A 25,075-nucleotide genomic window follows, 5' to 3' on the forward strand; every position below is an offset into this window, starting at 1 on the left:
GAATGCGGGCCCGAACGGGCATATGCTGACGCTTGAAAGCCCGGCGCAAGCGGGGCATTGGGCGGCAGAATGGCTGGGAAGATGCCCGCTATGGCAAACGAGGTACAGGTCGAGCAGCTCTGGATTCCGGATTCGCTGGACGGACCGGATGCGGCAGACTTCCTTGCCGCCGTCGAAGTGGGGCGCAAGGTCCGGATGCAGACGTGGGGGAGCGACGACCTCGCCTACGCCCCGCTCGAGAAGCTGCTGGAAATGTCGGACCCGTACGAGCGGCAGGTGATCCTGGTGGCCCGGGTCGACGGCGTGATCGTCGGGACCGTTGACATCGCGCTGCCTCTCTCGGACAACCTGGACCTCGCCGAATTCACCCTGGACATCCTGCCCGAGTTCCAGGGGCGCGGCGTCGGCCGGCGGTTGCTGGAGGCGGCGGAACGCTTCGCCCGGGACGAGGGCCGCCATACCATCCTGATCGACACGAACCATCCCGGAGCCACGCTGGGGGACAGCAAAGCGGGGCAGCTGATCCCCGGCTCCGGCCTCGGGTTCGTTCCGCTCAACAGCCGGGAGGTGGAGTTCGCCCAGCACACCGGCTACACCCTCCAGCACATCGAGCAGTTCAGCTCCTGCGCCCTGCCGCTGGACAGCAAGCTCGTTGCCGACCTGCAGGCCGAGGCGGAGGAAGCCAACGCCGGGCGCTACCGGCTGCACCACTGGACGGACCGCTGCCCGGAGCAATGGCTGGAGGCCGTGGCGGCGCTGGAGAACCGGGCCGGCGAGGACGGCATCCCCGGCGCCGACGACGCCGCCCTGGTGTTCGACGGCGGGATCCTCCGCGAGGCGGAAGACGTCGCCATCGCGCAGGGCCGCCGGACGGTGGTCACCGCCGTCGAACACATCGCCAGCGGGGCCCTGGTGGGGCTGACCACCATCAGTGTCCTGGCGCTGCGCCCCGACGTCGTCTTCCAGGACGACACCGTTGTCCTGCGCGAGCACCGCGGCAACAAGCTGGGGCTGCTGATCAAGGTGGCCAACATGGAACGGCTCACCGAACAGTTCCCGGACGCCCGGGTGCTCTACACCTGGAACGCCCCGGAAAACCGCTACCTGCTGACCGTAAACAAGCAGCTCGGCTTCACCACCGCCGGCGTGACGGGCATCTGGCAAAAGGAGCTGCCCGACTTCGGACCCAGCATCAGCTGAGCCGATTTGGAGCGCGCGGGCCTCTTCCCGTAAGCTGGGAGGACCAAAGACCGTCGGTTGTTGGAAATCCACTCTCCCAAGCAAAGCTCACTTCTGCAGCCGCGCCGGGAGGGCAAGTGGATCTCCGGACGAAGGACCCTGAACATAGGGCGGCCGGCGCAGGTGAACGAAGCAAAGCTCCGCGGCACGTCCGCGTTGAGACAAGCCCCGTGCATCTGCGCGGGGCGTTTTTAGTTTTAGCTCATCCGAGCGGGGACCCGGACACACCGGCACTATCCCCGGAAGGAGGGTTATGGCAACGCCTACCAAGGTTTCAGCAGTAGCTGAGATCACTAACGATTTCAAGGAATCGAACGCCGCTGTCCTGACCGAATACCGTGGGCTCACCGTTGCACAGCTCAAGCAGCTGCGTGTTTCTCTCGGCCAGGACACCAAGTTCGCGGTCGTCAAGAACACCCTGACCGCTATTGCAGCCAAGGAAGCCGGTGTCGAAGCATTCGACGGCCAGCTTGCCGGCCCCACTGCAATCGCGTTCATCAAGGGTGACGCAGTTGCAGCTGCCAAGAGCCTGACGGATTTTGCCAAGGCCAACAAGCAGCTGGTCATCAAGACCGGTTACTTCGAGGGCAAGGCACTGAACGCCAGCGAAGTTGCTGCCCTGGCAGCACTCGAGTCCCGCGAGCTGCAGCTCGCCAAGGTTGCAGGCATCCTCAAGGCTCCTGCTGCCGCTGCTGCACGCATCATCGACGCCCTGCGCCTCAAGCTTGAAGAAGAGAACGGTGCACCGGCAGCTGCCGAAGCGCCCGCCGCTGAAGAAGCCCCGGCCGCAGAAGCAGCAGAGACCGAAGCTCCGGCCGAAGCCGCAGCCACCGAAGAGAACTAACTCTCTCTTTCAACCCAGACTCCGGTGCAAGGGCAACGGCTCCGGCCGCCAAGCACCACCTATAGGAAGGACGCCACACCATGGCGAAGCTCAGCAACGAAGAGCTCATTGAAGCTTTCAAGGAACTGACCATCATCGAGCTCTCCGAGTTCGTCAAGCTCTTCGAAGAGACCTTCGAAGTTACCGCAGCCGCTGTTGCCGTTGCCGGCCCCGCCGGTGGCGGAGCTGCTGAAGAGGCCGAAGAGAAGACCGACTTCGACGTCGTCCTCGAAGCCGCTGGCGACAAGAAGATCGCAGTGATCAAGGAAGTTCGCGCCATCACCTCCCTCGGCCTCAAGGAAGCCAAGGACCTGGTTGACAGCGCACCGAAGGCCGTCCTCGAAGGCGCCACCAAGGAAGCTGCCGAGAAGGCCAAGGAGCAGCTCGAGGCTGCCGGCGCCACCGTTACCCTCAAGTAACACTCGCAGATCCGGGAGGCTCCCGGCCTTCCAGCTCCTCGAAACCCCGTCCACTCCGGTGGGCGGGGTTTCCTGCGTTCCGGGGCCGCCGCAGGCACGTGAACCTTCGGTAAATGATTGCAGGCTCTCCTTTTCAGGACGGGACGGGGCACCTAGACTTTGGCATTGTGCCGACCGGCGCCCAACCCTGAGGAGCTCACACAATGACAGATCCGAACCCGTCGTTCTCCCGCCGCGCCATGCTCGCCGCGGCCTTTGTCGGCGGCAGCGCCGCCGCCGCGGCGCTCTCCGGCGCCCCCGCCGCACAGGCCGCGCCCGGCAACGCCAAGAAGCAGTTCAACCTGACCGTGCTGGGTACCACCGACCTGCACAACAACGTCTTCAACTGGGACTACTTCAAGAATGTGCCCTACGCGGACAAAGACGGTAACAGAATCGGCATCGCGCAGGCGTCCAGCCTGATCAAGGCCGTCCGGGACGAGCGCGGCGCCGCCAACACGCTCACCATCGATTCCGGCGACACCATCCAGGGCACGCCGCTGGCCTACTACTTCGCCAAGGTCAACCCCATCTCCGACACCGTCAAGCACCCCATGGCGCTGGCCATGAACGCCGTCGGCTACGACGCCGTCGCACTGGGCAACCACGAATTCAACTACGGCATCCCGATGCTGCGGACCTGGGAGAAGCAGCTGGACTTCCCGCTGCTCGGCGCCAACGTGCACGACGCCGTGACCGGCCAGCGCGCCTTCACCCCGTACATCCTCAAGCGGGTCAGGACCGGAAACGGCTGGCTGACCGTCGGCCTCGTCGGCTTTGTCACGCCCGGCTGCGCCCTCTGGGACCGCGACAACGTCCAGGGCAAACTCGACTTCAACGGCATCGTGGAGGAGGCCAAGACTGTCATCCCGGAGATGAAGGCCGCCGGAGCGGACGTCATCATCGTCTCCAGCCACTCGGGCGCGACGCCGGGCTCCTCCTACGGCGACGCCCTGCCGTTCGCAGAAAACGCCTCGACGCAGCTCGCCGAGGAGGTTCCGGGGATCGACGCGATCCTGGTCGGTCACGCGCACCTGGAGATCCCGGAGCGTTTTGTCACCAACAAGACTACGGGGAAGGCGGTGCTGCTGACCGAGCCGCTGAAGTGGGGCATGCGCGTCGCCGTCATCGACCTGCAACTAACCAAGGACAAGGGACAGTGGACCGTCACCTCGGCGCACTCCCACCTGCTGAACGCCAACACCGCCGATCCGGACCCCGCCGTCGTCAGCGCCGTGCAGGCCGGCCACGAGGCCACGGTGAAGTACGTGAACCAGGTGATCGGCACCTCCACCGCGCCGCTGACCACGGCGACCGCCTGCTGGGGCGACTCGGCCGCGATCGATGCGATCAACTATGTCCAGGCCAGCACCATCAAGGCGGAACTGGCCAACGGTCCCGCCGCCGGGCTCCCGGTGCTCTCCATCGCGGCGGCGTTCTCGCGCTCCGTGGACGTCAAGGCCGGCCCGCTGACCATCCGCGACGTCGCCGGGCTGTACATCTTCGACAACACGCTGCTGTCCATCAAGGTCACCGGGGCCCAGGTCAAGGCCTACCTCGAGTGGTCGGCGCAGTACTTCAAGCCGGTGGCCACCACGACGGCCCGCGCGCAGGACGTCACGAACGCCGCCACCACCATCGCGCCGAACGGCACGCCGGACTACAACTACGACGTCGTCTACGGCCTGGACGCGCCGCTGAACTATGAGATCGACCTGGCCCGGCCGGTGGGGGACCGGATCATGAACCTGACGTACGGCGGCTCGCCCGTGCCGGCGGACAAGGAGTTCGCGATGGCGATCAACAACTACCGCCAGAGCGGCGGAGGCAACTTCCCGGGCGTGAAGACGGCTCCGGTGCTCTCGAACAGCCAGCAGGAGATCCGCCAGCGGATCATCGACTACGTCATGGCCCGCGGCACCCTCGACGCCGCCGTGTTCAGCCAGAGCAACTGGCGGCTCACGGTCAACGGTGAACCCCTGACGGTCACCGCCTGACGCCTCCGCAACACCGTCGACTGCTCCGTAACGGCCGTTTTCAGCACCGAAAACGGCACTTACGGAGCAGTCGTTGCGTCCGGCCGGGGGTTAACCCGGCCGGGCTACGTTGTCACTGCAGCGGGTCGGAGATGTCCGCGACGACGGCGCCGAGGGCTGCGGTGAGCGCGTCGGCGTCGACGAAGGCGCTGTAGCCGTGTTCCCCGGCGCCCATCGAGATCCGCCGACCGGTGATGGTGCTGTCGGCGTACACCGGCCACGCGGTGGTGCTGCCCAGCGGCGTGATGGTGCCGCGCTCGTAGCCGGTTGCGGCGAGGGCGATGTCGGCGGCGGGCAGGGAAAGCTTGTTGACGCCGACCAGCTGGCGGAGTTTAGGCCAGCTGATCTGCCGGTCGCCCGGGACCAGGGCGAACAGGAAGCTGCCGTCCTTGTGCTTGACCACCAGGGATTTCACGATGTCCCCGGGCCTGATGCCGAGGATCGCGGCGGCCTCCTCCAGGCTGTGCGCGGCGAGCCGCTCCACCAGTTCCACCTCGAGGCTGCGCGCGGCGGCGTCCGCCAGGAACCGCTTCCTGCCGGCTCCGCCGCCACGCTCCTGGCCGGAAGAGAGACCGGCCGCCGGCCACTCCGCTGCCCCGTCCGTCGGCTCGGTCATCAGTCGCGGTACAGCAGCAGGGCCTCGCCCTGGCCGCCGCCGCCGCAGAGCGACACGGCGGCCTTGCCGGCGCCGCGCCGCTTCAGCTCGTGGGCCGCATGCAGGGCCAGCCGCGCCCCGGACGCGCCGATCGGGTGGCCCAGTGCGATCGCGCCGCCGTGAATGTTGCACTGCTCCAGCGGGTAGTCCAGGTCCTTGAGGGACTGCACGGCCACGGAGCCGAAGGCCTCATTGATCTCAATGAAGTCCAGGTCCGCGGCGGACCAGCCGGCCTTCTCCAGTGCGTTCTTGATCGCATTGGAGGGCTGGGAGTGCAGCGAGTTGTCCGGTCCGGCCACCTGTCCGGGCTTGCCCACCACGGCCAGGTACTCCAGGCCGTGCTCCTCGGCAAACTTCCGGGAGGTTAGGACCAGGGCGGCGGCGCCGTCGGAGAGCGGGGAGGAGTTGCCGGCCGTGATGGTGCCGTCCGTGGCGAACGCCGCGCGCAGCCCGGCGAGGGAGGCGACGGAGGTGTCCGGGCGGACGCCCTCGTCGGTGCCGACCTGGACCGGCTCGCCCTTGCGCTGCTTAACGCTGATCGGCGCGATTTCGCCGTCGAACACCCCGTCCTTCGCGGCGCGGGCGGCGCGCTGGTGCGAGGCCGCCGCGACCTCGTCCTGGGAGGTCCGGTCAATGCCGAGGGTGACGTTCTTGCTCTCGGTGGACAGGCCCATGGACTGTCCGTCGAAGGCGTCGGTGAGTCCGTCGTGGGCGGCGGCGTCGAGCGCCTGGACCGAGCCGTACGTCCAGCCTTGGCGGGAGCCGGGGAGCAGGTGCGGGGCCCGGCTCATGGATTCCTGGCCGCCGGCGACGACGACGGTAGCGTCGCCGCTGCGGATCATCCGGGCCGCGTCGATCACGGCGGTCAGGCCGGAGAGGCAGACCTTGTTGATCGTGACCGTCGGGACGTTCCAGCCGATGCCGGCGCCGATGGCGCTCTGGCGGGCCGGGTTCTGGCCGGCCCCGGCCTGCAGCACCTGGCCCATGATGACCGAGTCGACCTGGTCCGGCTTCACTCCGCTGGCGGCCAGCGCCGCCCGGATCGCATGGGCGCCGAGTTCGACGGCGGTGAAGCTGGCCAGCTGCCCGTTGAGCCGGCCCTGCGGGGTACGGGCGGCGGCGAGGATGACAACATCATTGTTGTCCGCGAAGTTGGTCATGGTTATCTCTTCCGATCTCTAACGATGTACTCCAAGGTTATCGTGAGGCCCATCACGGAGCCATTCAGCAGGACCGCAGGGGCGGCGCCGTGCGTGCTTGCAATCACGCCGCAAGTGGGGTAGACAAGTAGGTTGCTTTGCCGTATCGTAGATATTTGCGTCTTCCCTGTTTACCTTCAGCCTTCATATAGCGGTGGGCTTAGCCTGAGCGCTGCTCCATCAATGTGCCGTCTACAACGTGCACCAGCATGGTCAGTGCGGGTCCCGGGTCATATAGCGGAACCGGACTGGTAGCACTGCGGAGTCACTTCGCAGGGTGCATAACGGGGGAGATCTGAAAACGCCTGAAGGTCTGTGGAAGGATCCCTCTTGGTCGCCTCGAGCACCTCTAATGTAAACAACGCTACCGCTATCAATGCCGACAGCACCGACGGTGCAACCCGCCGGCTCTCCTTCGCAAAGATTCACGAACCGCTTGACGTTCCGAATCTGCTTGCCCTGCAAACGGACAGCTTCGACTGGCTGGTCGGAAACGAACGCTGGCAGGCGCGCGTCGCGAAGGCCGTCGAGGAAGGCGACCTCAGTGTCGCCACCACGTCGGGCCTGTCTGACATCTTCGAAGAGATCTCCCCGATCGAGGACTTCCAGGGCACCATGTCCCTGAGCTTCTCCGAGCCGGAGTTCGCTGACCCGAAATACACCATGGCCGAGTGCAAGGACCGGGACGCTACGTACTCCGCTCCGCTGTACGTCAAGGCCGAGTTCATGAACAACAACACGGGCGAAATCAAGCAGCAGACCGTGTTCATGGGTGACTTCCCGCTGATGACCGAGAAGGGCACCTTCGTCGTTAACGGCACCGAGCGTGTCGTCGTGTCCCAGCTGGTCCGGTCCCCGGGCGCCTACTTCGAGCGCACCGCGGACAAGACCAGCGACAAGGACATCTTCACCGCGAAGATCATCCCGTCCCGCGGCGCCTGGTTCGAACTCGAAATCGACAAGCGCGACCAGGTCGGCGTTCGCCTCGACCGCAAGCGCAAGCAGTCCGTCACCGTGCTGCTGAAGGCCCTCGGCTGGACCGAAGGCCAGATCCTCGAGGAATTCGGCCAGTACGACTCCATGCGCGCGACGCTGGAGAAGGACGCCACCGAAACCCGCGAAGACGCCTTGCTGGACATCTACCGGAAGCTGCGACCGGGCGAGCCGCCCACCGTTGAGGCTGCCCAGTCCCTGCTGGACAACCTGTACTTCAACTCCAAGCGCTACGATCTGGCCAAGGTCGGCCGGTACAAGATCAACCGCAAGCTTGGCATCGACCGCTCCCTTGGCGACAAGGAAGCTTCGGTCCTGCACGTTGAAGACATCGTTGCCATGATCAAGTTCCTGGTAGCCCTGCACGCCGGTGAGAAGACCCTCATGGGCAAGCGCGACGGCCAGGACCACGAGCTGCGCGTCGAGATCGACGACATCGACCACTTCGGCAACCGCCGTATCCGCGCCGTCGGCGAGCTCATCGAGAACCAGGTCCGCACCGGCCTGTCCCGCATGGAGCGCGTTGTCCGCGAGCGTATGACCACCCAGGACGTCGAGGCGATCACGCCGCAGACCCTGATCAACATCCGCCCCGTCGTGGCAGCGATCAAGGAGTTCTTCGGAACGTCCCAGCTCTCGCAGTTCATGGACCAGAACAACCCGCTGTCGGGCCTGACCCACAAGCGCCGCCTGTCCGCGCTGGGCCCGGGCGGTCTGTCCCGTGACCGTGCCGGCATGGAAGTCCGAGACGTCCACCCGTCCCACTACGGACGTATGTGCCCGATCGAAACCCCTGAAGGCCCGAACATCGGCCTGATCGGTTCGCTGGCATCGTACGGCCGGATCAACCCGTTCGGTTTCATCGAGACCCCGTACCGCCTCGTTTCCGAGGGCATCGTTTCCGATGAGGTCCAGTACCTCACCGCCGACGACGAGGCCGAGGTCCTGATCGCACAGGCCAACGCCCCGCTCGACGAGAACAAGCGTTTCGCCGAAGAGACCGTGCTGGTCCGTGCCCGCGGTGGTGGAGGCGAGCCCGTGCTGGTTCCCGCCGCCGACGTCGAGTTCATGGACGTCTCCCCGCGCCAGATGGTGTCCGTGGCGACCGCCCTGATCCCGTTCCTCGAGCATGACGATGCCAACCGTGCACTCATGGGTGCCAACATGCAGCGCCAGGCTGTGCCGCTGGTCCGCTCCGAGGCGCCGTTCGTCGGCACCGGCATGGAGCGCGCCGCCGCCGTCGACGCCGGTGACGTTGTCATCGCGAAGAAGGCCGGTGTGGTCACCGAGGTTTCCGCCGAGCTCGTCATCATGCTCAACGACGACGGCACCGAAACCAACTACCGGATCAACAAGTTCGCCCGCTCCAACCAGGGCAACTGCTACAACCACCGTGTCCTGGTGAACGAAGGCCAGCGCCTGGAAGTCGGCGGCATCATCGCCGACGGCCCGGCAACGGACCAGGGCGAGCTCGCCCTCGGTAAGAACCTGCTCGTGGCATTCATGTCCTGGGAAGGCCACAACTTCGAGGATGCCATCATCCTGTCCCAGCGGATCGTGGCCGAGGACGTCCTGTCCTCGATCCACATCGAGGAGCACGAGATCGATGCCCGCGACACCAAGCTTGGTGCCGAGGAAATCACCCGTGACATCCCGAACGTGTCCGAGGAAGTCCTGGCAGGCCTGGACGAGCGCGGCATCATCCACATCGGTGCCGAGGTTGAAGCCGGCGACATCCTGGTCGGCAAGGTCACCCCCAAGGGCGAGACCGAGCTGACCCCGGAAGAGCGCCTGCTGCGCGCCATCTTCGGCGAGAAGTCCCGCGAAGTGCGCGACACCTCCCTGAAGGTGCCCCACGGCGAGTCCGGCACCGTGATCGGTGTCCGCGTCTTCGACCGCGACAACGACGACGAGCTGCCCCCGGGCGTCAACCAGCTGGTCCGCGTCTACGTGGCTGCCAAGCGCAAGATCACCGACGGCGACAAGCTCGCCGGCCGTCACGGCAACAAGGGTGTTATCTCCAAGATCCTTCCCGTGGAGGACATGCCCTTCCTTGCCGACGGCACCCCCGTTGATATTGTCCTGAACCCGCTGGGTGTTCCGGGCCGTATGAACGTCGGCCAGGTGCTCGAAACGCACCTCGGCTGGGTTGCCAAGACCGGCTGGAAGATCGAGGGCGAGCCCGAGTGGGTCAAGCAGCTGCCGAACCTGCCGCGCGAAAGTGGCCAGACCACTGTCGCCACGCCGGTCTTCGACGGTGCGCGTGAAGAGGAAATCACGGGCCTGCTCGACTCCACCAACGTCACCCGCGACGGGGACCGCCTGATCAACTCCTCGGGCAAGACCCGCCTGTTTGACGGCCGCTCCGGCGAGCCGTTCCCGGATCCGATCTCGGTCGGCTACATGTACATCCTGAAGCTCCACCACCTGGTGGACGACAAGATCCACGCGCGCTCCACCGGCCCGTACTCCATGATCACGCAGCAGCCGCTGGGTGGTAAGGCGCAGTTCGGTGGCCAGCGCTTCGGTGAAATGGAAGTGTGGGCGCTCGAAGCCTATGGCGCGGCCTACACGCTCCAGGAACTCCTCACGATCAAGTCGGATGACATCCACGGTCGTGTGAAGGTCTACGAAGCCATCGTCAAGGGCGAGAACATCCCGGAGCCGGGCGTTCCTGAGTCCTTCAAGGTCTTGATCAAGGAAATGCAGTCGCTGTGCCTGAACGTGGAAGTTCTTTCCACGGACGGAACCACAATTGAAATGCGTGACTCTGATGACGCAGTCTTCACGGCTGCGGAAGAACTGGGCATCGATCTGTCTCGTGCAGAGCCCAGTTCCGTAGAAGAGGTCTAGCAGGTCGGGGTCCGACGGCGGGTCACCACCCGCCGTCGGACGCCACCTCCCTCTTCCCGTAACCCAAGACTTCAGAATTTAGAGAACAAGAGAGAACAGGGACCATATGTCCAGCGAATCCTCCTTCGGCCTCATGCAGATCGGCCTCGCCACCGCGGAAGACATCCGTGGCTGGTCTTACGGCGAGGTTAAGAAGCCGGAAACCATCAACTACCGCACGCTCAAGCCCGAGAAGGACGGCCTCTTCTGCGAGAAGATCTTCGGCCCGTCCCGCGACTGGGAATGCTACTGCGGCAAGTACAAGCGCGTGCGCTTCAAGGGCATCATCTGCGAGCGGTGTGGCGTTGAGGTCACCCGCGCCAAGGTCCGCCGCGAGCGTATGGGCCACATCGAGCTGGCCGCCCCGGTCACGCACATCTGGTACTTCAAGGGTGTTCCGTCCCGCCTGGGCTACCTCCTTGACCTGGCACCGAAGGACCTCGAAAAGGTCATCTACTTCGCCGCCTACATGATCACCAGCGTCGACGCCGATGCCCGCCACGAGGAACTGCCCAACCTGCAGGTTGAGCACGACATCGAGAAGAAGCAGCTGATCGACAACCGCGACTCCGACATCGCCACGATCGCCCGCGACCTCGAAAACGAGATCGCGCGCCTCGAGGGTGAAGGTGCCAAGGCTGCCGACAAGAAGAAGGCCCGCGACTCCGCGGACCGCCAGATGGCCAACGTGCGCAAGCGCGCGGACGCCGAGATCGAGCGCCTTGAGCAGGTCTGGGACCGCTTCAAGAACCTCAAGGTCGCCGACCTCGAAGGCGACGAAGGCCTGTACCGCGAACTGCGTGACCGCTACGGCATGTACTTCGAAGGCTCCATGGGTGCCGAGGCCATCAAGAAGCGTCTTGAAGGCTTCGACATGCAGGCCGAATCGGACCTGCTGCGCGACATCATCGCCAACGGCAAGGGCCAGCGCAAGACCCGCGCCCTGAAGCGCCTGAAGGTGGTCAACGCGTTCCTGACCACCAACAACAGCCCGCTCGGCATGGTGCTGGACGCCGTCCCGGTAATCCCGCCGGAACTGCGCCCGATGGTCCAGCTGGACGGCGGCCGCTTCGCGACCTCCGACCTCAACGACCTGTACCGCCGCGTGATCAACCGCAACAACCGCCTCAAGCGCCTGCTTGACCTCGGTGCGCCGGAGATCATCGTCAACAACGAGAAGCGCATGCTTCAGGAAGCTGTTGACAGCCTCTTCGACAACGGCCGCCGCGGCCGTCCGGTCACCGGACCGGGCAACCGCCCGCTGAAGTCCCTCTCCGACATGCTCAAGGGCAAGCAGGGTCGTTTCCGCCAGAACCTCCTGGGTAAGCGCGTTGACTACTCCGGTCGTTCGGTCATCGTCGTCGGCCCGCAGCTGAAGCTGCACCAGTGCGGTCTGCCGAAGCAGATGGCCCTGGAGCTCTTCAAGCCGTTCGTGATGAAGCGCCTGGTTGACCTCAACCACGCGCAGAACATCAAGTCGGCCAAGCGTATGGTCGAGCGTTACCGCCCGCAGGTCTGGGACGTGCTCGAAGAGATCATCACCGAGCACCCGGTGCTGCTGAACCGTGCACCTACCCTGCACCGTCTCGGCATCCAGGCGTTCGAGCCGCAGCTGGTCGAAGGCAAGGCAATCCAGCTCCACCCGCTGGTTTGTGGCGCCTTCAACGCCGACTTCGACGGCGACCAGATGGCAGTCCACCTGCCGCTGAGCCCCGAAGCCCAGGCCGAGGCCCGGATCCTGATGCTGTCCTCGAACAACATCCTGAAGCCGTCCGACGGCCGCCCGGTGACGCTGCCTTCGCAGGATATGATCATCGGCCTCTACCACCTGACCACCAAGCGTGTCGGTTCAGCTGGCGAGGGCCGGATCTTCTCCTCCGTCTCGGAAGCCATCATGGCGTTCGACCTGCACGAGCTGCACCTGAACTCCAAGGTCAAGATCCGGCTCGAGGACTTCGTCCCCTACGCCGGCTGGGAAGCTCCCGAAGGCTGGGAGCCGGGTCAGACCACGCTGGTCGAGACCTCCCTGGGCCAGGTCATCTTCAACCAGACGCTGCCCGCGGATTACCCGTGGGTGGAGGCTGTTGCCGACAAGGGTGAGCTGTCCCGGATCGTCAACGACCTCGCCGAGCGCTACCCGAAGGTCGTCACCGCGGCAACGCTGGACAACCTGAAGGATGCCGGTTTCTACTGGGCAACCCGCTCGGGCGTAACCGTCGCCATCTCCGACATCGAGGTCCCGGCCTCCAAGCCGGAGCTCCTGGCCGGCTACGAGACCATGGCCGCGAAGATCCAGGGCCAGTACGACAAGGGCCTGATCGACGACGACGAGCGTCGGCAGGAACTGATCGAGATCTGGAACAAGGCAACCAACGAGATCGCCCAGGCGATGCGTGACAGCCTGTCGCCGATGAACACCATCAACCGCATGGTGTCCTCCGGTGCCCGTGGTAACTGGATGCAGGTCCGTCAGATCGCGGGTATCCGTGGCCTGGTGGCCAACCCGAAGGGCGAGATCATCCCGCGTCCGATCAAGTCCTCCTACCGCGAGGGCCTGTCGGTGCTGGAATACTTCATCGCCACGCACGGTGCCCGTAAGGGTCTGGCCGATACCGCGCTGCGTACCGCCAACTCGGGTTACCTGACCCGTCGTCTGGTGGACGTCTCGCAGGACGTCATCGTCCGTGAAGAGGACTGCGGCACCGAACGCGGCCTCGTCACCCCGATCGCTGTGGCTGACGCCAACGGCGAGCTGGTCCTGGACGAGAACGTCGAGAACAGCGCCTACGCCCGCACCCTGGCCGTGGACGTCGTTGACGCCAAGGGCAAGGTCCTGGCAGCGGCCGGTACTGACTGCGGCGACGTCGTCATTGCCGAACTGTTCGCAGCCGGCATCACCGAGGTCAAGGTCCGCTCCGTACTCACCTGTGAGTCCAGCGTCGGCACCTGCGCCCTGTGCTACGGCCGTTCGCTGGCCACCGGCAAGACCGTGGACATCGGCGAGGCCGTCGGCATCATCGCCGCACAGTCCATCGGTGAGCCCGGTACCCAGCTGACTATGCGTACCTTCCACACCGGCGGTGCTGTCTCCGCCGGCGGTGGCGACGACATCACCCAGGGTCTGCCCCGTATCCAGGAGCTCTTCGAGGCCCGTACTCCGAAGGGTGTGGCGCCGATTGCGGAAGCAGCCGGCCGCATCGCCATCGAAGAGTCCGAGCGCCAGATGCGCCTGGTCATCACCCCGGATGACGGATCCGAAGAGATCGCCTACCCGGTGCTGCGCCGTTCACGTCTTCTCATCGAAGACGGCGAGCACGTCAGCGTCGGCCAGAAGCTCATCAACGGTCCGGTCGACCCCAAGCAGGTGCTGCGCATCATGGGCCCCCGTGCCGCGCAGAAGTTCCTGGTGGACGAAGTCCAGGGCGTATACCGCAGCCAGGGCATCGGTATCCACGACAAGCACGTCGAGGTTATCGTCCGCCAGATGCTGCGCCGCGTCACGGTCATCGAGTCCGGTGAATCGGATCTGCTGCCCGGCGAGCTCGCCGAGCGCAGCCGCTTCGAGGACGCCAACCGCCGCGTTGTGTCCGAGGGCAAGACGCCGGCCTCCGGCCGTCCCGAGCTCATGGGTATCACCAAGGCGTCCCTGGCGACCGAGTCCTGGCTGTCGGCAGCTTCCTTCCAGGAGACCACCCGCGTCCTGACGCAGGCGGCCATGGAAGGCAAGAGCGACCCGCTGCTGGGTCTCAAGGAGAACGTCATCATCGGTAAGCTCATCCCGGCCGGCACGGGTCTCCCGCGCTACACCGAGGTCACGGTGGAACCGACTGAGGAAGCGAAGGCCAACCTGTTCACCGGCCCGAGCGCTTTCAGCGACTTCTCCTACGATTCCCTGGGCGGCGACGGAGCTCCTGAGTTCCACGCCATCCCGCTGGATGACTACGACCTGGGCAGCGACTTCCGCTAACGGATAGCTTTCCCAAGGATGGTCCCGCACCGCAAGGTGCGGGACCATCCCCGTTTAACCGCCCGAGTGCATGCCGCCGGCCGGGGGGAGCAGGGGCCAAATCCCCGCCGATTAAGGGCTGGGGGGCCGTCCGTGTTAGACTGGAGACTAATTGTTATTGTGGCAGTGGATGAGTGCGCCGGTTGCAGCCGTGAGGCTGGACCAGGACGACGTTTCCGGTTTGCAGGGTTCTTGTGCAACGTATGCCACATTTTCGCATGCCTAGGGGCCATTCAGGATGAAAGTCCGGAGCCCGGGCGTGCGGTCCGACTATTAAGGCTTCGCCTCAGCTGCTCTGGAGAGAACTTCAAAGCTCGAGCGGCGGGGCGCAGCGACAAGAGAGCGGCTGCCAACGGCCGCTCCGGATAAAACGGAGAACACGAGAGTGCCTACGATTAACCAGCTGGTCCGCAAGGGCCGCACGCCTAAGGTCAAGAAGACCAAGGCTCCCGCGCTTAACGGCAGCCCGATGCGCCGCGGTGTTTGCACCCGCGTGTACACCACGACCCCGAAGAAGCCGAACTCGGCTCTGCGTAAGGTTGCACGTGTGCGCCTCAACGGCGGCGTTGAAGTCACCGCCTACATCCCTGGTGTTGGCCACAACCTGCAGGAGCACTCCATTGTGCTCGTCCGTGGCGGCCGTGTTAAGGACCTCCCGGGTGTCCGTTACAAGATCGTCCGTGGCGCCCTCGATACCCAGGGTGTGAAGAACCGTAAGCAGGCACGCAGCCGCTACGGCGCAAAGATGGAGAAGAAGTAATATGCCTCGCAAGGGTCCGGCCCCCAAGCGGCCGCTAGTACTAGATCCCGTTTACGGCTCCCCGCTGGTCACGCAGCTGATCAACAAGGTGCTGGTTGACGGCAAGAAGTCCACCGCAGAGCGCATCGTCTACGGTGCACTCGAAGGCGCACGCGCCAAGTCCGGCGGCGACCCGGTTGCAGCCCTCAAGAAGGCCATGGACAACGTCAAGCCTTCCCTCGAGGTCCGCTCCCGCCGCGTCGGTGGCGCCACCTACCAGGTTCCCGTCGAGGTCAAGCCGGGCCGTTCCACGGCCCTCGCCCTCCGCTGGCTGGTCGGCTACTCCAAGGCCCGCCGCGAAAAGACGATGACCGAGCGCCTCCAGAACGAAATCCTGGATGCCTCGAACGGTCTCGGAGCCGCTGTGAAGCGTCGCGAAGACACCCACAAGATGGCCGAGTCCAACAAGGCCTTCGCACACTACCGCTGGTAATACTTCCCGGACGCCGCCGGCTCACCCGAGCCGGCGGCGAACGTGCAGTCCATCCGAAAGGGAGACACCGTGGCACAGGACGTGCTTACCGACCTTAGCAAGGTCCGCAATATCGGCATCATGGCCCACATTGATGCCGGCAAGACCACCACTACCGAGCGCATCCTGTTCTACACGGGTGTGAACCACAAGATCGGCGAAACGCACGACGGCGCGTCGACCACCGACTGGATGGAACAGGAGAAGGAACGCGGCATCACTATCACGTCTGCCGCCGTGACCTGCTTCTGGGAAAACAACCAGATCAACATCATTGACACCCCCGGCCACGTGGACTTCACGGTTGAGGTTGAGCGCTCCCTGCGCGTCCTCGACGGTGCAGTCGCCGTGTTCGACGGCAAGGAAGGTGTGGAGCCGCAGTCCGAGACTGTGTGGCGCCAGGCCGACAAGTACAACGTGCCCCGCATCTGCTTCGTCAACAAGATGGACAAGCTCGGCGCTGACTTCTACTTCACCGTCGACACCATCATTAGCCGCCTCGGTGCCAAGCCGCTCGTCATGCAGCTGCCGATCGGCGCCGAGAACGATTTCATCGGCGTCGTCGACCTGCTCTACATGCGTGCACTGGTCTGGCCCGGCGACTCCAAGGGTGACGTCACCATGGGTGCCAAGTACGAGATCCAGGAGATCCCGGCTGACCTCAAGGAAAAGGCCGAAGAGTACCGCGCAACGCTCGTCGAGACCGTTGCAGAGTCCTCCGAAGATCTCATGGAGAAGTACCTCGAGGGCGAAGAGATCTCGATCGACGAGCTCAAGGCCGGCATCCGCAAGATGACGATCAACTCCGAGCTCTACCCGGTCTTCTGTGGCTCCGCGTTCAAGAACCGCGGCGTGCAGCCGATGCTCGACGCCGTCGTGGACTACCTGCCGAACCCGCTCGACGTCCCCCCGATGATCGGTCACGATCCTCGCGACGAAGAGAAGGAACTGACCCGTAAGCCTTCCGCTGACGAGCCGTTCTCCGCACTGGCGTTCAAGATCGCCGCGCACCCCTTCTTCGGCCAGCTCACCTTCATCCGCGTGTACTCCGGTCACGTGGAAGCAGGCGCACAGGTGGTCAACTCCACCAAGGGCAAGAAGGAGCGCATCGGCAAGCTGTTCCAGATGCACGCCAACAAGGAAATGCCGGTCGACGGCGCTACCGCAGGCCACATCTACGCAGCGATCGGCCTGAAGGACACCACTACGGGCGACACCCTCTGCGACGCATCCAACCAGATCGTCCTCGAGTCCATGAGCTTCCCGGAGCCCGTGATCTCGGTTGCGATCGAGCCGAACACCAAGGGTGACCAGGAGAAGCTCTCCACGGCCATCCAGAAGCTCTCCGCTGAGGACCCGACCTTCCAGGTCTCCCTCAACGAAGACACCGGCCAGACCATCATCGCCGGCATGGGCGAGCTCCACCTGGACATCCTGGTGGACCGCATGCGCCGCGAGTTCAAGGTCGAGGCAAACGTGGGCAAGCCCCAGGTTGCCTACCGCGAAACCATCAAGCGCGCTGTCGAGCGTCACGACTACACGCACAAGAAGCAGACCGGCGGTTCGGGCCAGTTCGCAAAGATCCAGATCGCGATCGAGCCGCTGGACACGTCCGAAGGCGAGATGTACGAGTTCGAGAACAAGGTCACCGGTGGCCGCGTTCCGCGCGAATACATCCCGTCCGTTGATGCCGGTATCCAGGATGCGCTGAACGACGGCGTCCTGGCCGGCTACCCGGTTGTCGGCATCAAGGCCACGCTGATTGACGGCGCGTACCACGATGTTGACTCCTCGGAAATGGCGTTCAAGATCGCCGGCCGTATGGCTTTCAAGGAAGCCGCACGCAAGGCGAACCCTGTCCTGCTCGAACCGCTGATGGATGTCGAGGTCCGCACCCCTGAGGAATACATGGGTGAAGTTATCGGTGACCTCAACTCCCGCCGTGGCCAGATGCAGTCCATGGAAGATGCCCAGGGCGTCAAGGTCATCCGTGCGCACGTTCCGCTGTCCGGCATGTTCGGCTACATCGGCGACCTGCGTTCGAAGACCCAGGGCCGCGCTGTGTACTCCATGACGTTCAACAGCTACGCGGAGGTCCCGAAGGCAGTTGCCGACGAGATCATCCAGAAGAGCCGCGGCGAGTAGTCCTCCGGGATTTCACGCAGCAGCGACACGAACTCGGGTGCGCTCCCTCAACAGGGGATCCACCTGGTGCTGGCGGCCGGTTTCCGGTCGGATGCAATCCGGTCAATCCGGCCGCCAGCACGAACAGGCACTAGGCACTAGTATTAGTTCCTGAATCAGCAATTTCACCAATCCAAAGCCCCCCAAGTAGACTTGCTGGAGTTTCGGCCGCGACAAGCGCGGACGAAGGGTAAGTCATTTGAAAACGTTCTAGGAGGAACCTGTGGCAAAGGCAAAGTTCGAGCGGACTAAGCCGCACGTTAACATCGGTACCATTGGTCACGTTGACCACGGTAAGACGACGCTGACGGCCGCCATTTCCAAGGTGCTGTACGACAAGTACCCGACTCTCAACGAGAAGCGTGACTTCGCGTCGATTGACTCTGCTCCCGAAGAGCGTCAGCGCGGCATTACCATCAACATCTCCCACGTTGAGTACCAGACCGAGAAGCGCCACTACGCACACGTAGACGCTCCGGGTCACGCTGACTACATCAAGAACATGATCACCGGTGCTGCTCAGATGGACGGCGCGATCCTCGTGGTTGCCGCTACTGACGGCCCGATGGCTCAGACCCGTGAGCACGTTCTGCTCGCCCGCCAGGTTGGCGTTCCCTACCTGCTGGTCGCGCTGAACAAGGCCGACATGGTTGAGGACGAGGAACTCCTCGACCTCGTCGAAATGGAAGTTCGTGAGCTGCTCAGCTCGCAGGGCTTCGATGGCGACAACGCCCCGGTCATCCGCGTTTCGGGCCTCAAGGCCCTGGAAGGCGACCCGGAGTGGGTCAAGTCCATCGAGGACCTCATGGAAGCCGTCGACGAGTCCGTTCCGGACCCCGTACGTGACCGTGACAAGCCCTTCCTGATGCCGATCGAAGACGTCTTCACGATCACAGGCCGTGGCACCGTTGTTACGGGCCGCGCCGAGCGTGGAACCCTCGCCATCAACTCCGAGGTCGAGATCGTCGGCATCCGCCCGGTCCAGAAGACCACGGTTACCGGTATCGAGATGTTCCACAAGCAGCTCGACGAAGCATGGGCCGGCGAGAACTGTGGCCTGCTGCTCCGCGGTCTGAAGCGCGACGATGTCGAGCGTGGCCAGGTTGTCGTCAAGCCGGGTTCCATCACCCCGCACACCGACTTCGAGGCCAACGTTTACATCCTCTCCAAGGACGAAGGCGGACGTCACAACCCGTTCTACTCCAACTACCGCCCGCAGTTCTACTTCCGCACCACGGACGTAACCGGCGTTATCACCCTGCCGGAAGGCACGGAAATGGTTATGCCCGGCGACAACACTGAGATGACCGTTGCGCTCATCCAGCCGATCGCAATGGAAGAGGGCCTCGGCTTCGCTATCCGCGAAGGCGGACGCACCGTTGGTTCGGGACGCGTCACCAAGATCATCAAGTAACTACTTGCTGATCAGAGCTTGAAGCCTGCCGGCCGCAACGCCGGATGGTAGGAACAGCCCCGCTGCACTGCAGCGGGGCTGTTCTGTTTAAGTCCCTGCTACGGTTGCCGGAGAAGAGTTAATCAGACAGAACGGAGTCCGCCATGGAGTGGATCATTTTCCTCGTAGTTATCGTTGCCGTCGTCGCAGGCGGCTTGTGGGTCAAGAAGCATTTCCGCCACGAGATCGAGCGCGCGAAGCGCATCAACCGCGCCAACAAGAACCGGTAGCGGTGCGGTCGGCTGGTTCCCTGTCAGGTTAATGATGTCGGGTAGGGTACCTGCTATGGCCGAAGCGAAGACAGCCGAGAGACGGAGTCATGGCGTCTCCGGCTCCATCCGTCCAGGTGAAAATCCCCTGAGGGCGTGGTTCCTTGCAGGCCTTGCCTTCGTGCCGTTATCGCTGGCCCGGGCTGAAATCTTCAGTGAGTCGGACACCCTTTGGCAGATCCGCGCCGGAATTGTCATCATGGACGACCGGAGAATTCCCACCGTTGATCCGTTTTCGTGGACAGCCGCCGGCGAAAGCTGGACGCTGAACTCGTGGGGTTTTGACGTGCTGTTGGCTCTAGCCTTCCGAACGGGCGGCTTAGTGTTGGTTGCACTGGCGTGCTGCGGGTTGGCCACTGCGGTTGCGGTCCTGACGTTGGTTTTGGCCCGGGGCCTCAACGCCGCGCCGGCCGTTTCCGGGTGGATCCTTGTGCTGGTCTCGCCGCTGCTGATCTCCTGGCTCTCGGCCCGACCGCACCTGGTGGACTACGTGGCCGTACTGCTCCTCGTCTTCGTGTTGCAGCGCCTGCTCGCGAGTCCTTCGTTCAGGCAGCTCGGTGCCCTTGGCGCGCTGTCAGTGGTTTGGGTAAATTTGCATGCCGCTTCCTTGCTGGGTGTGGCCATGAGCGCCAGGATGTCAAAGTTTCATTGGACTCGCGAAACGACTTGTACGGCGCCGACCGGGTTGCCAGACTCGCAGGCTTCATCGAGAGCGGCGACGGGGACCTTGCGGTGAAACTGTCAGGGCTGATTGCGTGCTGGTCTCGCCCGGCACCGGGCTCGCCACCAGGCTGCGGACTGAACCGGGGTGGAAGCTGGAAGGAGAGGAGCGCAGTGCTACGCTCTTTACCCGAGTCCGGCTGGAGTCGAGCCGTTAGACGGATTCACCCCTGGACGTTCCCGGAGCCTGCCTGGCCCGGCTGAGCGCCTGGTACCAGTAGAACGATTCCTTCGGGGTCCGCTCCTGGGTCTCGAAATCGACGTGCACCAGGCCGAAGCGCTGGGAGTAGCCTGCGGCCCATTCGAAGTTGTCCATCAGCGTCCAGACGTAATAGCCCAGAAGTTCGACGTCGTCGGCTATCCCGCCGGGCGCGGTGGCGGCCAGGGCATGGCCGAGGTGGTCGGCGAGGTAGTTGATCCGGGCCGTGTCCGTGATCGGCCCGTCCACGTGGTCCGGTTCGGGGAAGCTGGCTCCGCTCTCGGTGATGTACAGCGGTGGCAGCGCCTCGCCGTAGCGGTCCTTCATTTCGCGCAGCAGCGGGCCCAGATGGTCGGGGGCAACGGGCCAGCCGAAGCCGGTGGTCCCGTACTCCTGGAACGCGGCCATGTGGAACGGCAGCCGCACCATCGCGTCGGCCGGTCCCACCGGGCTGTCCGCGGGCCCGCGGCCGGTGGCGACCTTCACCGGGTAGTAGTAGTTCAGGCCGTAGAAGTCCAGCGGCTGGTGGATGTTGCGCAGATCTGCGTCGGAGATCCTGCCGAGGGAGCGGAACCACGGGCGGGCCACCAGCGGGGGCTTCGGGTAGCTTCCCAGCAGGATAGGGTCGGCGTAAATGCGGTTCAGTGCCAGGTCGAACACCTTCGCCAGCAGCCGGTCGGTGACGGAGCCCGACGCCGGGCGGACGGGTGAGTGCAGGTTGGTGACGCCGACGGCGCCGCTGACCCCGGCAGCCCGCAGTGCCTGCACCGCGAGGCCGTGGGCCAGGAGCTGGTGGTGAACGGAGGGCAGGGCGTCGAAGAGCAGGTCGTGGCCGGGGGCGTGGACGCCGAGGGCGTAGCCGTTGAGCGTGACCGAAGCGGGTTCGTTCAGGGTCACCCACTGGGTCACCCTGTCGCCGAAGCGGACGCCGGCGGCCGCACTGTACTCGGCGAAGCGCTCCGCCGTCGTGCGGTTCATCCAGCCGCCCCGGTGTTCGAGCGGAAGCGGGGTGTCCCAGTGGTACAGGGTGGCCATTGGGGAGATGCCGGCCTCGAGGAGCCGGTCGATCAGCCGGTCGTAGAAATCGAGGCCCTCGGCGTTGAAGGGGCCCGTGCCGTCGGGCTGGATCCGTGGCCAGGAGATCGAGAAGCGGTAAGAGTCGATGCCCAGCTCGCGCATCAGCCGGACGTCCTCGTCCGAGCGGTTGTAATGGTCGCAGGCGACGGCGGGGGAGTGGCCGTCCTGGATGCTGCCGGGCTTCTCGGCAAACGCGTCCCAGCCCGAGGGCCCGCGGCCGCCCGCCGCGAGGGCGCCCTCGATCTGGAAGGCGGCGGAGGCCACCCCGAGCATAAAGCCGGGCCGCAGCTTTGCGGCGAGATCCTGCACTGCTGGGGAATCCTGCACGGTCATGCCCCCTATCTTCGTATCGACCGTTGCTGAAGGCAATGACCGGGACGCTCCCGGCGCCCGGCAAGGGAGACCGGCACGGTGCCGCGCCCGGGCCCGCGGGGGTGACGGAGGGCGCTGATTCGCTTCTGCCGATTAATTCCGGCATACTAGATGAGTTGTTCAAGCGCTCTTTCGCGTCCCGATCCGGATAATGCCGGGTGTCAGGGTCCAGGTAAGAGCCCAAACATAACCCACCTCCCAAGGAATTGCGGACGAGTACGCGTGCAAAGCGCGACACGCCCGACCGCGGGGGTCGGTTGCGCCGGCAGGTTGAGGAACCCGGATTTATCCGGATTCAGCTTGTGCGGCGGGTGGTAGTTACGACTTCAAATGCTTCGGCAGCCGCACAACAGGTAAGTAAACAGAGCAGCATTTACTGAAAGAGAGTCAGGCGACATGGCGGGACAAAAAATCCGCATCCGGCTGAAGTCATACGACCACGAGGTCATTGACGTTTCAGCACGGAAGATCGTTGAGACGGTCACGCGCGCAGGCGCAACTGTAGTCGGCCCCGTGCCGCTGCCGACGGAGAAGAACGTTTACTGCGTAATCCGCTCTCCGCACAAGTACAAGGACAGCCGCGAGCACTTTGAAATGCGCACGCACAAGCGTCTTATCGACATCATCGATCCCACGCCCAAGGCTGTTGATTCGCTCATGCGTCTCGACCTGCCGGCCGACGTGAACATCGAAATCAAGCTGTAGGGAGGTGCTGAGAGACTATGACCGCAACCCGTAACGTAAAGGGCCTGCTGGGCACGAAGCTCGGCATGACCCAGGTCTGGGACGAGAACAACAAGCTCATCCCCGTCACTGTGGTCCAGGCAGACTCGAACGTCATCACGCAGCTGCGCAACGCAGAAACTGATGGCTACGTCGCCGTTCAGATCGGCTACGGCCAGATCGATCCCCGCAAGGTCACCAAGCCGCTGGCTGGTCACTTTGAAAAGGCAGGCGTCACGCCTCGCCGCCACGTCGTAGAACTGCGCACCGCAGATGCTGACTCTTACGAGCTGGGCCAGGAGCTCTCCGTTGAGCTCTTCGAAGCCGGCCAGAAGATCGACGTCGTTGGCACCACCAAGGGTAAGGGCTTCGCCGGTGTTATGAAGCGCCACGGCTTCCACGGCGTTGGAGCTTCCCACGGTGCCCACAAGAACCACCGTAAGCCCGGTTCTATCGGTGGAGCATCCACCCCGAGCCGCGTCTTCAAGGGCATGAAAATGGCCGGCCGCATGGGCGCCGTTCGTCACACCACGCTGAACCTCACGGTCCACGCGGTTGACGTCGAGAAGTCGCTGCTCCTGATCAAGGGTGCCGTCCCCGGCGCCCGCGGCCAGGTCGTACTCGTACGCACCGCCGTGAAGGGAGCCTAGTTCAATGACTAGCACTGTCAAGGTTGACCTGCCCGCAGAGATCTTCGACGTACAGACCAACGTGCCGCTGCTGCACCAGGTCGTCGTTGCACAGCTCGCTGCTGCTCGCCAGGGTACCCACAAGACCAAGACCCGCGCCGAGGTTTCCGGTGCAGGTCGCAAGCCGTTCAAGCAGAAGGGCACCGGCCGCGCCCGTCAGGGTTCCATCCGTGCTCCTCACATGACCGGTGGTGGCATCGTCCACGGCCCGACGCCGCGTGACTACAGCCAGCGCACCCCCAAGAAGATGATTGCTGCTGCCCTGCGCGGCGCTCTCTCTGACCGCGCCCGTAACGGCCGCATCCACGTCGTTGCTGAACTGGTCGCCGGCACCAAGCCGTCCTCCCGTGAAGCACTGGCAACGCTGCGTGGCGTCTCCGAGCGCAAGAACCTGCTCGTTGTCATCGACCGCGCCAACGATGTTGCTGCACTCTCCGTGCGCAACCTCCAGGATGTTCACGTTCTGTACGCAGACCAGCTGAACACCTACGACGTGCTCGTTTCTGACGACGTAGTCTTCACCAAGGCTGCCTACGAAGCATTCGTTGCTGACAAGGCTGCAAAGAACGAGGAGGATGCCAAGTGAGCGCAGCCACCATCAAAGACCCGCGCGACGTCGTGCTTGCACCCGTCGTTTCGGAAAAGAGCTACGGCCTGATCGACGAGGGCAAGTACACCTTCCTGGTGGACCCCCGCTCGAACAAGACCGAGATCAAGCTGGCCGTGGAGAAGATTTTCTCCGTCAAGGTCGAATCGATCAACACCATCAACCGTGCCGGTAAGCGCAAGCGCACCAAATTCGGATGGGGTACCCGCAAGAACACCAAGCGTGCCATTGTGAGCCTCAAAGAAGGCACTATCGACATCTTCGGCGGTCCGCTCTCGTAGCGGAGACCACTTTAACGAGGAAATAAATTATGGGAATCCGTAAATACAAGCCGACTACCCCGGGCCGTCGTGGCTCGAGCGTAGCGGACTTCACCGAAATCACGCGGTCGACGCCGGAAAAGTCGTTGGTACGTCCCCTCCCGAAAAAGGGTGGCCGTAACAACACCGGTAAGATCACGACCCGTCACAAGGGTGGTGGCCACAAGCGCCAGTACCGTCTGATCGACTTCCGTCGCCACGACAAGGACGGCGTCAACGCCCGCGTTGCCGAAATCGAGTACGATCCGAACCGCACGGCTCGCATCGCCCTCCTGCACTACGTTGATGGCACCAAGCGTTACATCATCGCCCCGAACAAGCTGGCCCAGGGTGACACCGTGGAAGCAGGTGCCGACGCTGACATCAAGCCCGGCAACAACCTGCCGCTGCGCAACATCCCGGTCGGTACCGTAATCCACGCAGTTGAACTGCGTCCGGGTGGCGGCGCCAAGATGGGCCGCTCCGCCGGCGCATCGATCCAGCTCGTAGCAAAGGAAGGCCGTTTCGCCCAGCTGCGTCTGCCTTCCGGCGAAATCCGCAACGTTGACGTGCGCTGCCGCGCAACCGTCGGCGAGGTCGGCAACGCCGAGCAGTCGAACATCAACTGGGGCAAGGCCGGCCGTATGCGCTGGAAGGGCGTCCGCCCGACCGTCCGTGGTGTCGCGATGAACCCGGTCGACCACCCGCATGGTGGTGGCGAGGGTAAGACGTCCGGTGGACGTCACCCCGTCAACCCGAACGGTAAGCGCGAAGGCCGCACCCGCCGTCCCAACAAAGAGAGCGACAAGCTTATTGTTCGTCGCCGTCGTACTGGCAAGAACAAGCGATAG

At 64.2% G+C, this 25,075-nt stretch carries 20 protein-coding genes; 17 read left to right on the forward strand and 3 right to left on the reverse strand.

Going from position 1 to position 25,075, the window contains the following annotated elements; genetic code table 11:
- Positions 1 to 90 precede the first annotated feature (90 nt).
- The 4 genes from E7Y32_RS09155 to E7Y32_RS09170 all read left to right on the forward strand — a co-directional run bounded on the left by E7Y32_RS09155 (position 91) and on the right by E7Y32_RS09170 (position 4,577).
- A complete protein-coding gene (locus E7Y32_RS09155) occupies positions 91 to 1,200 on the forward strand; it encodes a GNAT family N-acetyltransferase (protein WP_146336858.1) in 1,110 nt (369 codons plus the stop codon).
- A 292-nt stretch (positions 1,201 to 1,492) separates the two neighbouring features.
- On the forward strand, positions 1,493 to 2,083 hold the full coding sequence (rplJ, locus tag E7Y32_RS09160) for a 50S ribosomal protein L10 (RefSeq protein ID WP_138768559.1): 591 nt from the start codon (positions 1,493 to 1,495) through the stop codon (positions 2,081 to 2,083).
- A gap of 80 nt (positions 2,084 to 2,163) precedes the next feature.
- On the forward strand, positions 2,164 to 2,541 hold the full coding sequence (rplL, locus tag E7Y32_RS09165; protein WP_066436823.1) for a 50S ribosomal protein L7/L12: 378 nt from the start codon (positions 2,164 to 2,166) through the stop codon (positions 2,539 to 2,541).
- A gap of 203 nt (positions 2,542 to 2,744) precedes the next feature.
- Positions 2,745 to 4,577 (forward strand): bifunctional UDP-sugar hydrolase/5'-nucleotidase, encoded by a 1,833-nt coding sequence (locus tag E7Y32_RS09170; RefSeq protein WP_146336859.1) that lies wholly within the window; start codon positions 2,745 to 2,747, stop codon positions 4,575 to 4,577.
- A 112-nt stretch (positions 4,578 to 4,689) separates the two neighbouring features.
- Here the strand turns inward: E7Y32_RS09170 and E7Y32_RS09175 are convergent, their stop codons facing one another.
- Both E7Y32_RS09175 and E7Y32_RS09180 read right to left on the reverse strand, forming a co-directional pair.
- A complete protein-coding gene (locus tag E7Y32_RS09175; RefSeq protein WP_146336860.1) occupies positions 4,690 to 5,232 on the reverse strand; it encodes an aminoacyl-tRNA deacylase in 543 nt (180 codons plus the stop codon).
- Positions 5,232 to 6,431 carry an acetyl-CoA C-acetyltransferase gene (locus tag E7Y32_RS09180; RefSeq protein WP_146336861.1) on the reverse strand — a complete coding sequence of 400 codons (1,200 nt, stop codon included), beginning with the start codon at positions 6,429 to 6,431 and terminating at the stop codon, positions 5,232 to 5,234. Before E7Y32_RS09180 ends, E7Y32_RS09175 begins: the two co-directional genes overlap by 1 nt.
- Positions 6,432 to 6,800: 369 nt before the next feature.
- Between E7Y32_RS09180 and rpoB the strand changes: the two genes are divergently transcribed.
- The 8 genes from rpoB to E7Y32_RS09215 all read left to right on the forward strand — a co-directional run bounded on the left by rpoB (position 6,801) and on the right by E7Y32_RS09215 (position 20,274).
- The gene (gene rpoB / locus E7Y32_RS09185) at positions 6,801 to 10,316 is read left to right on the forward strand and encodes a DNA-directed RNA polymerase subunit beta (RefSeq protein ID WP_146336862.1); all 3,516 of its coding nucleotides are present in this window, start codon (positions 6,801 to 6,803) and stop codon (positions 10,314 to 10,316) included.
- A gap of 106 nt (positions 10,317 to 10,422) precedes the next feature.
- Positions 10,423 to 14,322, forward strand: a complete 3,900-nt coding sequence (locus tag E7Y32_RS09190) for a DNA-directed RNA polymerase subunit beta' (protein WP_146336863.1) — start codon at positions 10,423 to 10,425, stop codon at positions 14,320 to 14,322.
- Between the two features lie 424 nt (positions 14,323 to 14,746).
- A complete protein-coding gene (rpsL, locus tag E7Y32_RS09195; RefSeq protein ID WP_011692814.1) occupies positions 14,747 to 15,121 on the forward strand; it encodes a 30S ribosomal protein S12 in 375 nt (124 codons plus the stop codon).
- A 1-nt stretch (position 15,122) separates the two neighbouring features.
- A complete protein-coding gene (gene rpsG / locus E7Y32_RS09200) occupies positions 15,123 to 15,593 on the forward strand; it encodes a 30S ribosomal protein S7 (RefSeq protein WP_026531948.1) in 471 nt (156 codons plus the stop codon).
- Between the two features lie 69 nt (positions 15,594 to 15,662).
- Positions 15,663 to 17,777 (forward strand): elongation factor G, encoded by a 2,115-nt coding sequence (gene fusA, locus E7Y32_RS09205; RefSeq protein WP_146336864.1) that lies wholly within the window; start codon positions 15,663 to 15,665, stop codon positions 17,775 to 17,777.
- Between the two features lie 262 nt (positions 17,778 to 18,039).
- Positions 18,040 to 19,230, forward strand: coding sequence for an elongation factor Tu (gene tuf, locus E7Y32_RS09210; RefSeq protein ID WP_138768567.1), 1,191 nt, complete (start codon positions 18,040 to 18,042; stop codon positions 19,228 to 19,230).
- A gap of 143 nt (positions 19,231 to 19,373) precedes the next feature.
- On the forward strand, positions 19,374 to 19,499 hold the full coding sequence (locus tag E7Y32_RS16405) for a hypothetical protein (RefSeq protein ID WP_261382393.1): 126 nt from the start codon (positions 19,374 to 19,376) through the stop codon (positions 19,497 to 19,499).
- 55 nt (positions 19,500 to 19,554) lie between these two features.
- Positions 19,555 to 20,274: a hypothetical protein gene (locus E7Y32_RS09215; protein WP_146336865.1), complete on the forward strand. Its 720-nt coding sequence runs from the start codon at positions 19,555 to 19,557 to the stop codon at positions 20,272 to 20,274.
- A 138-nt stretch (positions 20,275 to 20,412) separates the two neighbouring features.
- On the opposite strand, the gene E7Y32_RS09220 is transcribed toward E7Y32_RS09215, so the two are convergent.
- Entirely contained in the window at positions 20,413 to 21,867 is a 1,455-nt protein-coding gene (locus E7Y32_RS09220) for a GH1 family beta-glucosidase (protein WP_146336866.1), read from the reverse strand.
- A 435-nt stretch (positions 21,868 to 22,302) separates the two neighbouring features.
- Here E7Y32_RS09220 and rpsJ point away from each other — a divergent pair, with 435 nt between their 5' ends.
- Genes rpsJ through rplB form a run of 5 tightly spaced genes read left to right on the forward strand, consistent with a single transcriptional unit; the run spans position 22,303 to position 25,075 of the window.
- Positions 22,303 to 22,611: a 30S ribosomal protein S10 gene (rpsJ, locus tag E7Y32_RS09225; RefSeq protein ID WP_003803825.1), complete on the forward strand. Its 309-nt coding sequence runs from the start codon at positions 22,303 to 22,305 to the stop codon at positions 22,609 to 22,611.
- A gap of 17 nt (positions 22,612 to 22,628) precedes the next feature.
- The gene (gene rplC, locus E7Y32_RS09230) at positions 22,629 to 23,279 is read left to right on the forward strand and encodes a 50S ribosomal protein L3 (RefSeq protein WP_003803812.1); all 651 of its coding nucleotides are present in this window, start codon (positions 22,629 to 22,631) and stop codon (positions 23,277 to 23,279) included.
- Positions 23,280 to 23,283: 4 nt separating this feature from the next.
- Positions 23,284 to 23,904, forward strand: a complete 621-nt coding sequence (rplD, locus tag E7Y32_RS09235) for a 50S ribosomal protein L4 (RefSeq protein WP_138768569.1) — start codon at positions 23,284 to 23,286, stop codon at positions 23,902 to 23,904.
- Positions 23,901 to 24,206, forward strand: a complete 306-nt coding sequence (rplW, locus tag E7Y32_RS09240) for a 50S ribosomal protein L23 (protein WP_018773664.1) — start codon at positions 23,901 to 23,903, stop codon at positions 24,204 to 24,206. Before rplD ends, rplW begins: the two co-directional genes overlap by 4 nt.
- Before the next feature lie 29 nt (positions 24,207 to 24,235).
- Positions 24,236 to 25,075, forward strand: a complete 840-nt coding sequence (rplB, locus tag E7Y32_RS09245; protein WP_024366131.1) for a 50S ribosomal protein L2 — start codon at positions 24,236 to 24,238, stop codon at positions 25,073 to 25,075.

It is taken from the genome of Arthrobacter sp. UKPF54-2, assembly GCF_007858535.1.
Taxonomy (GTDB): Bacteria; Actinomycetota; Actinomycetes; order Actinomycetales; family Micrococcaceae; genus Arthrobacter.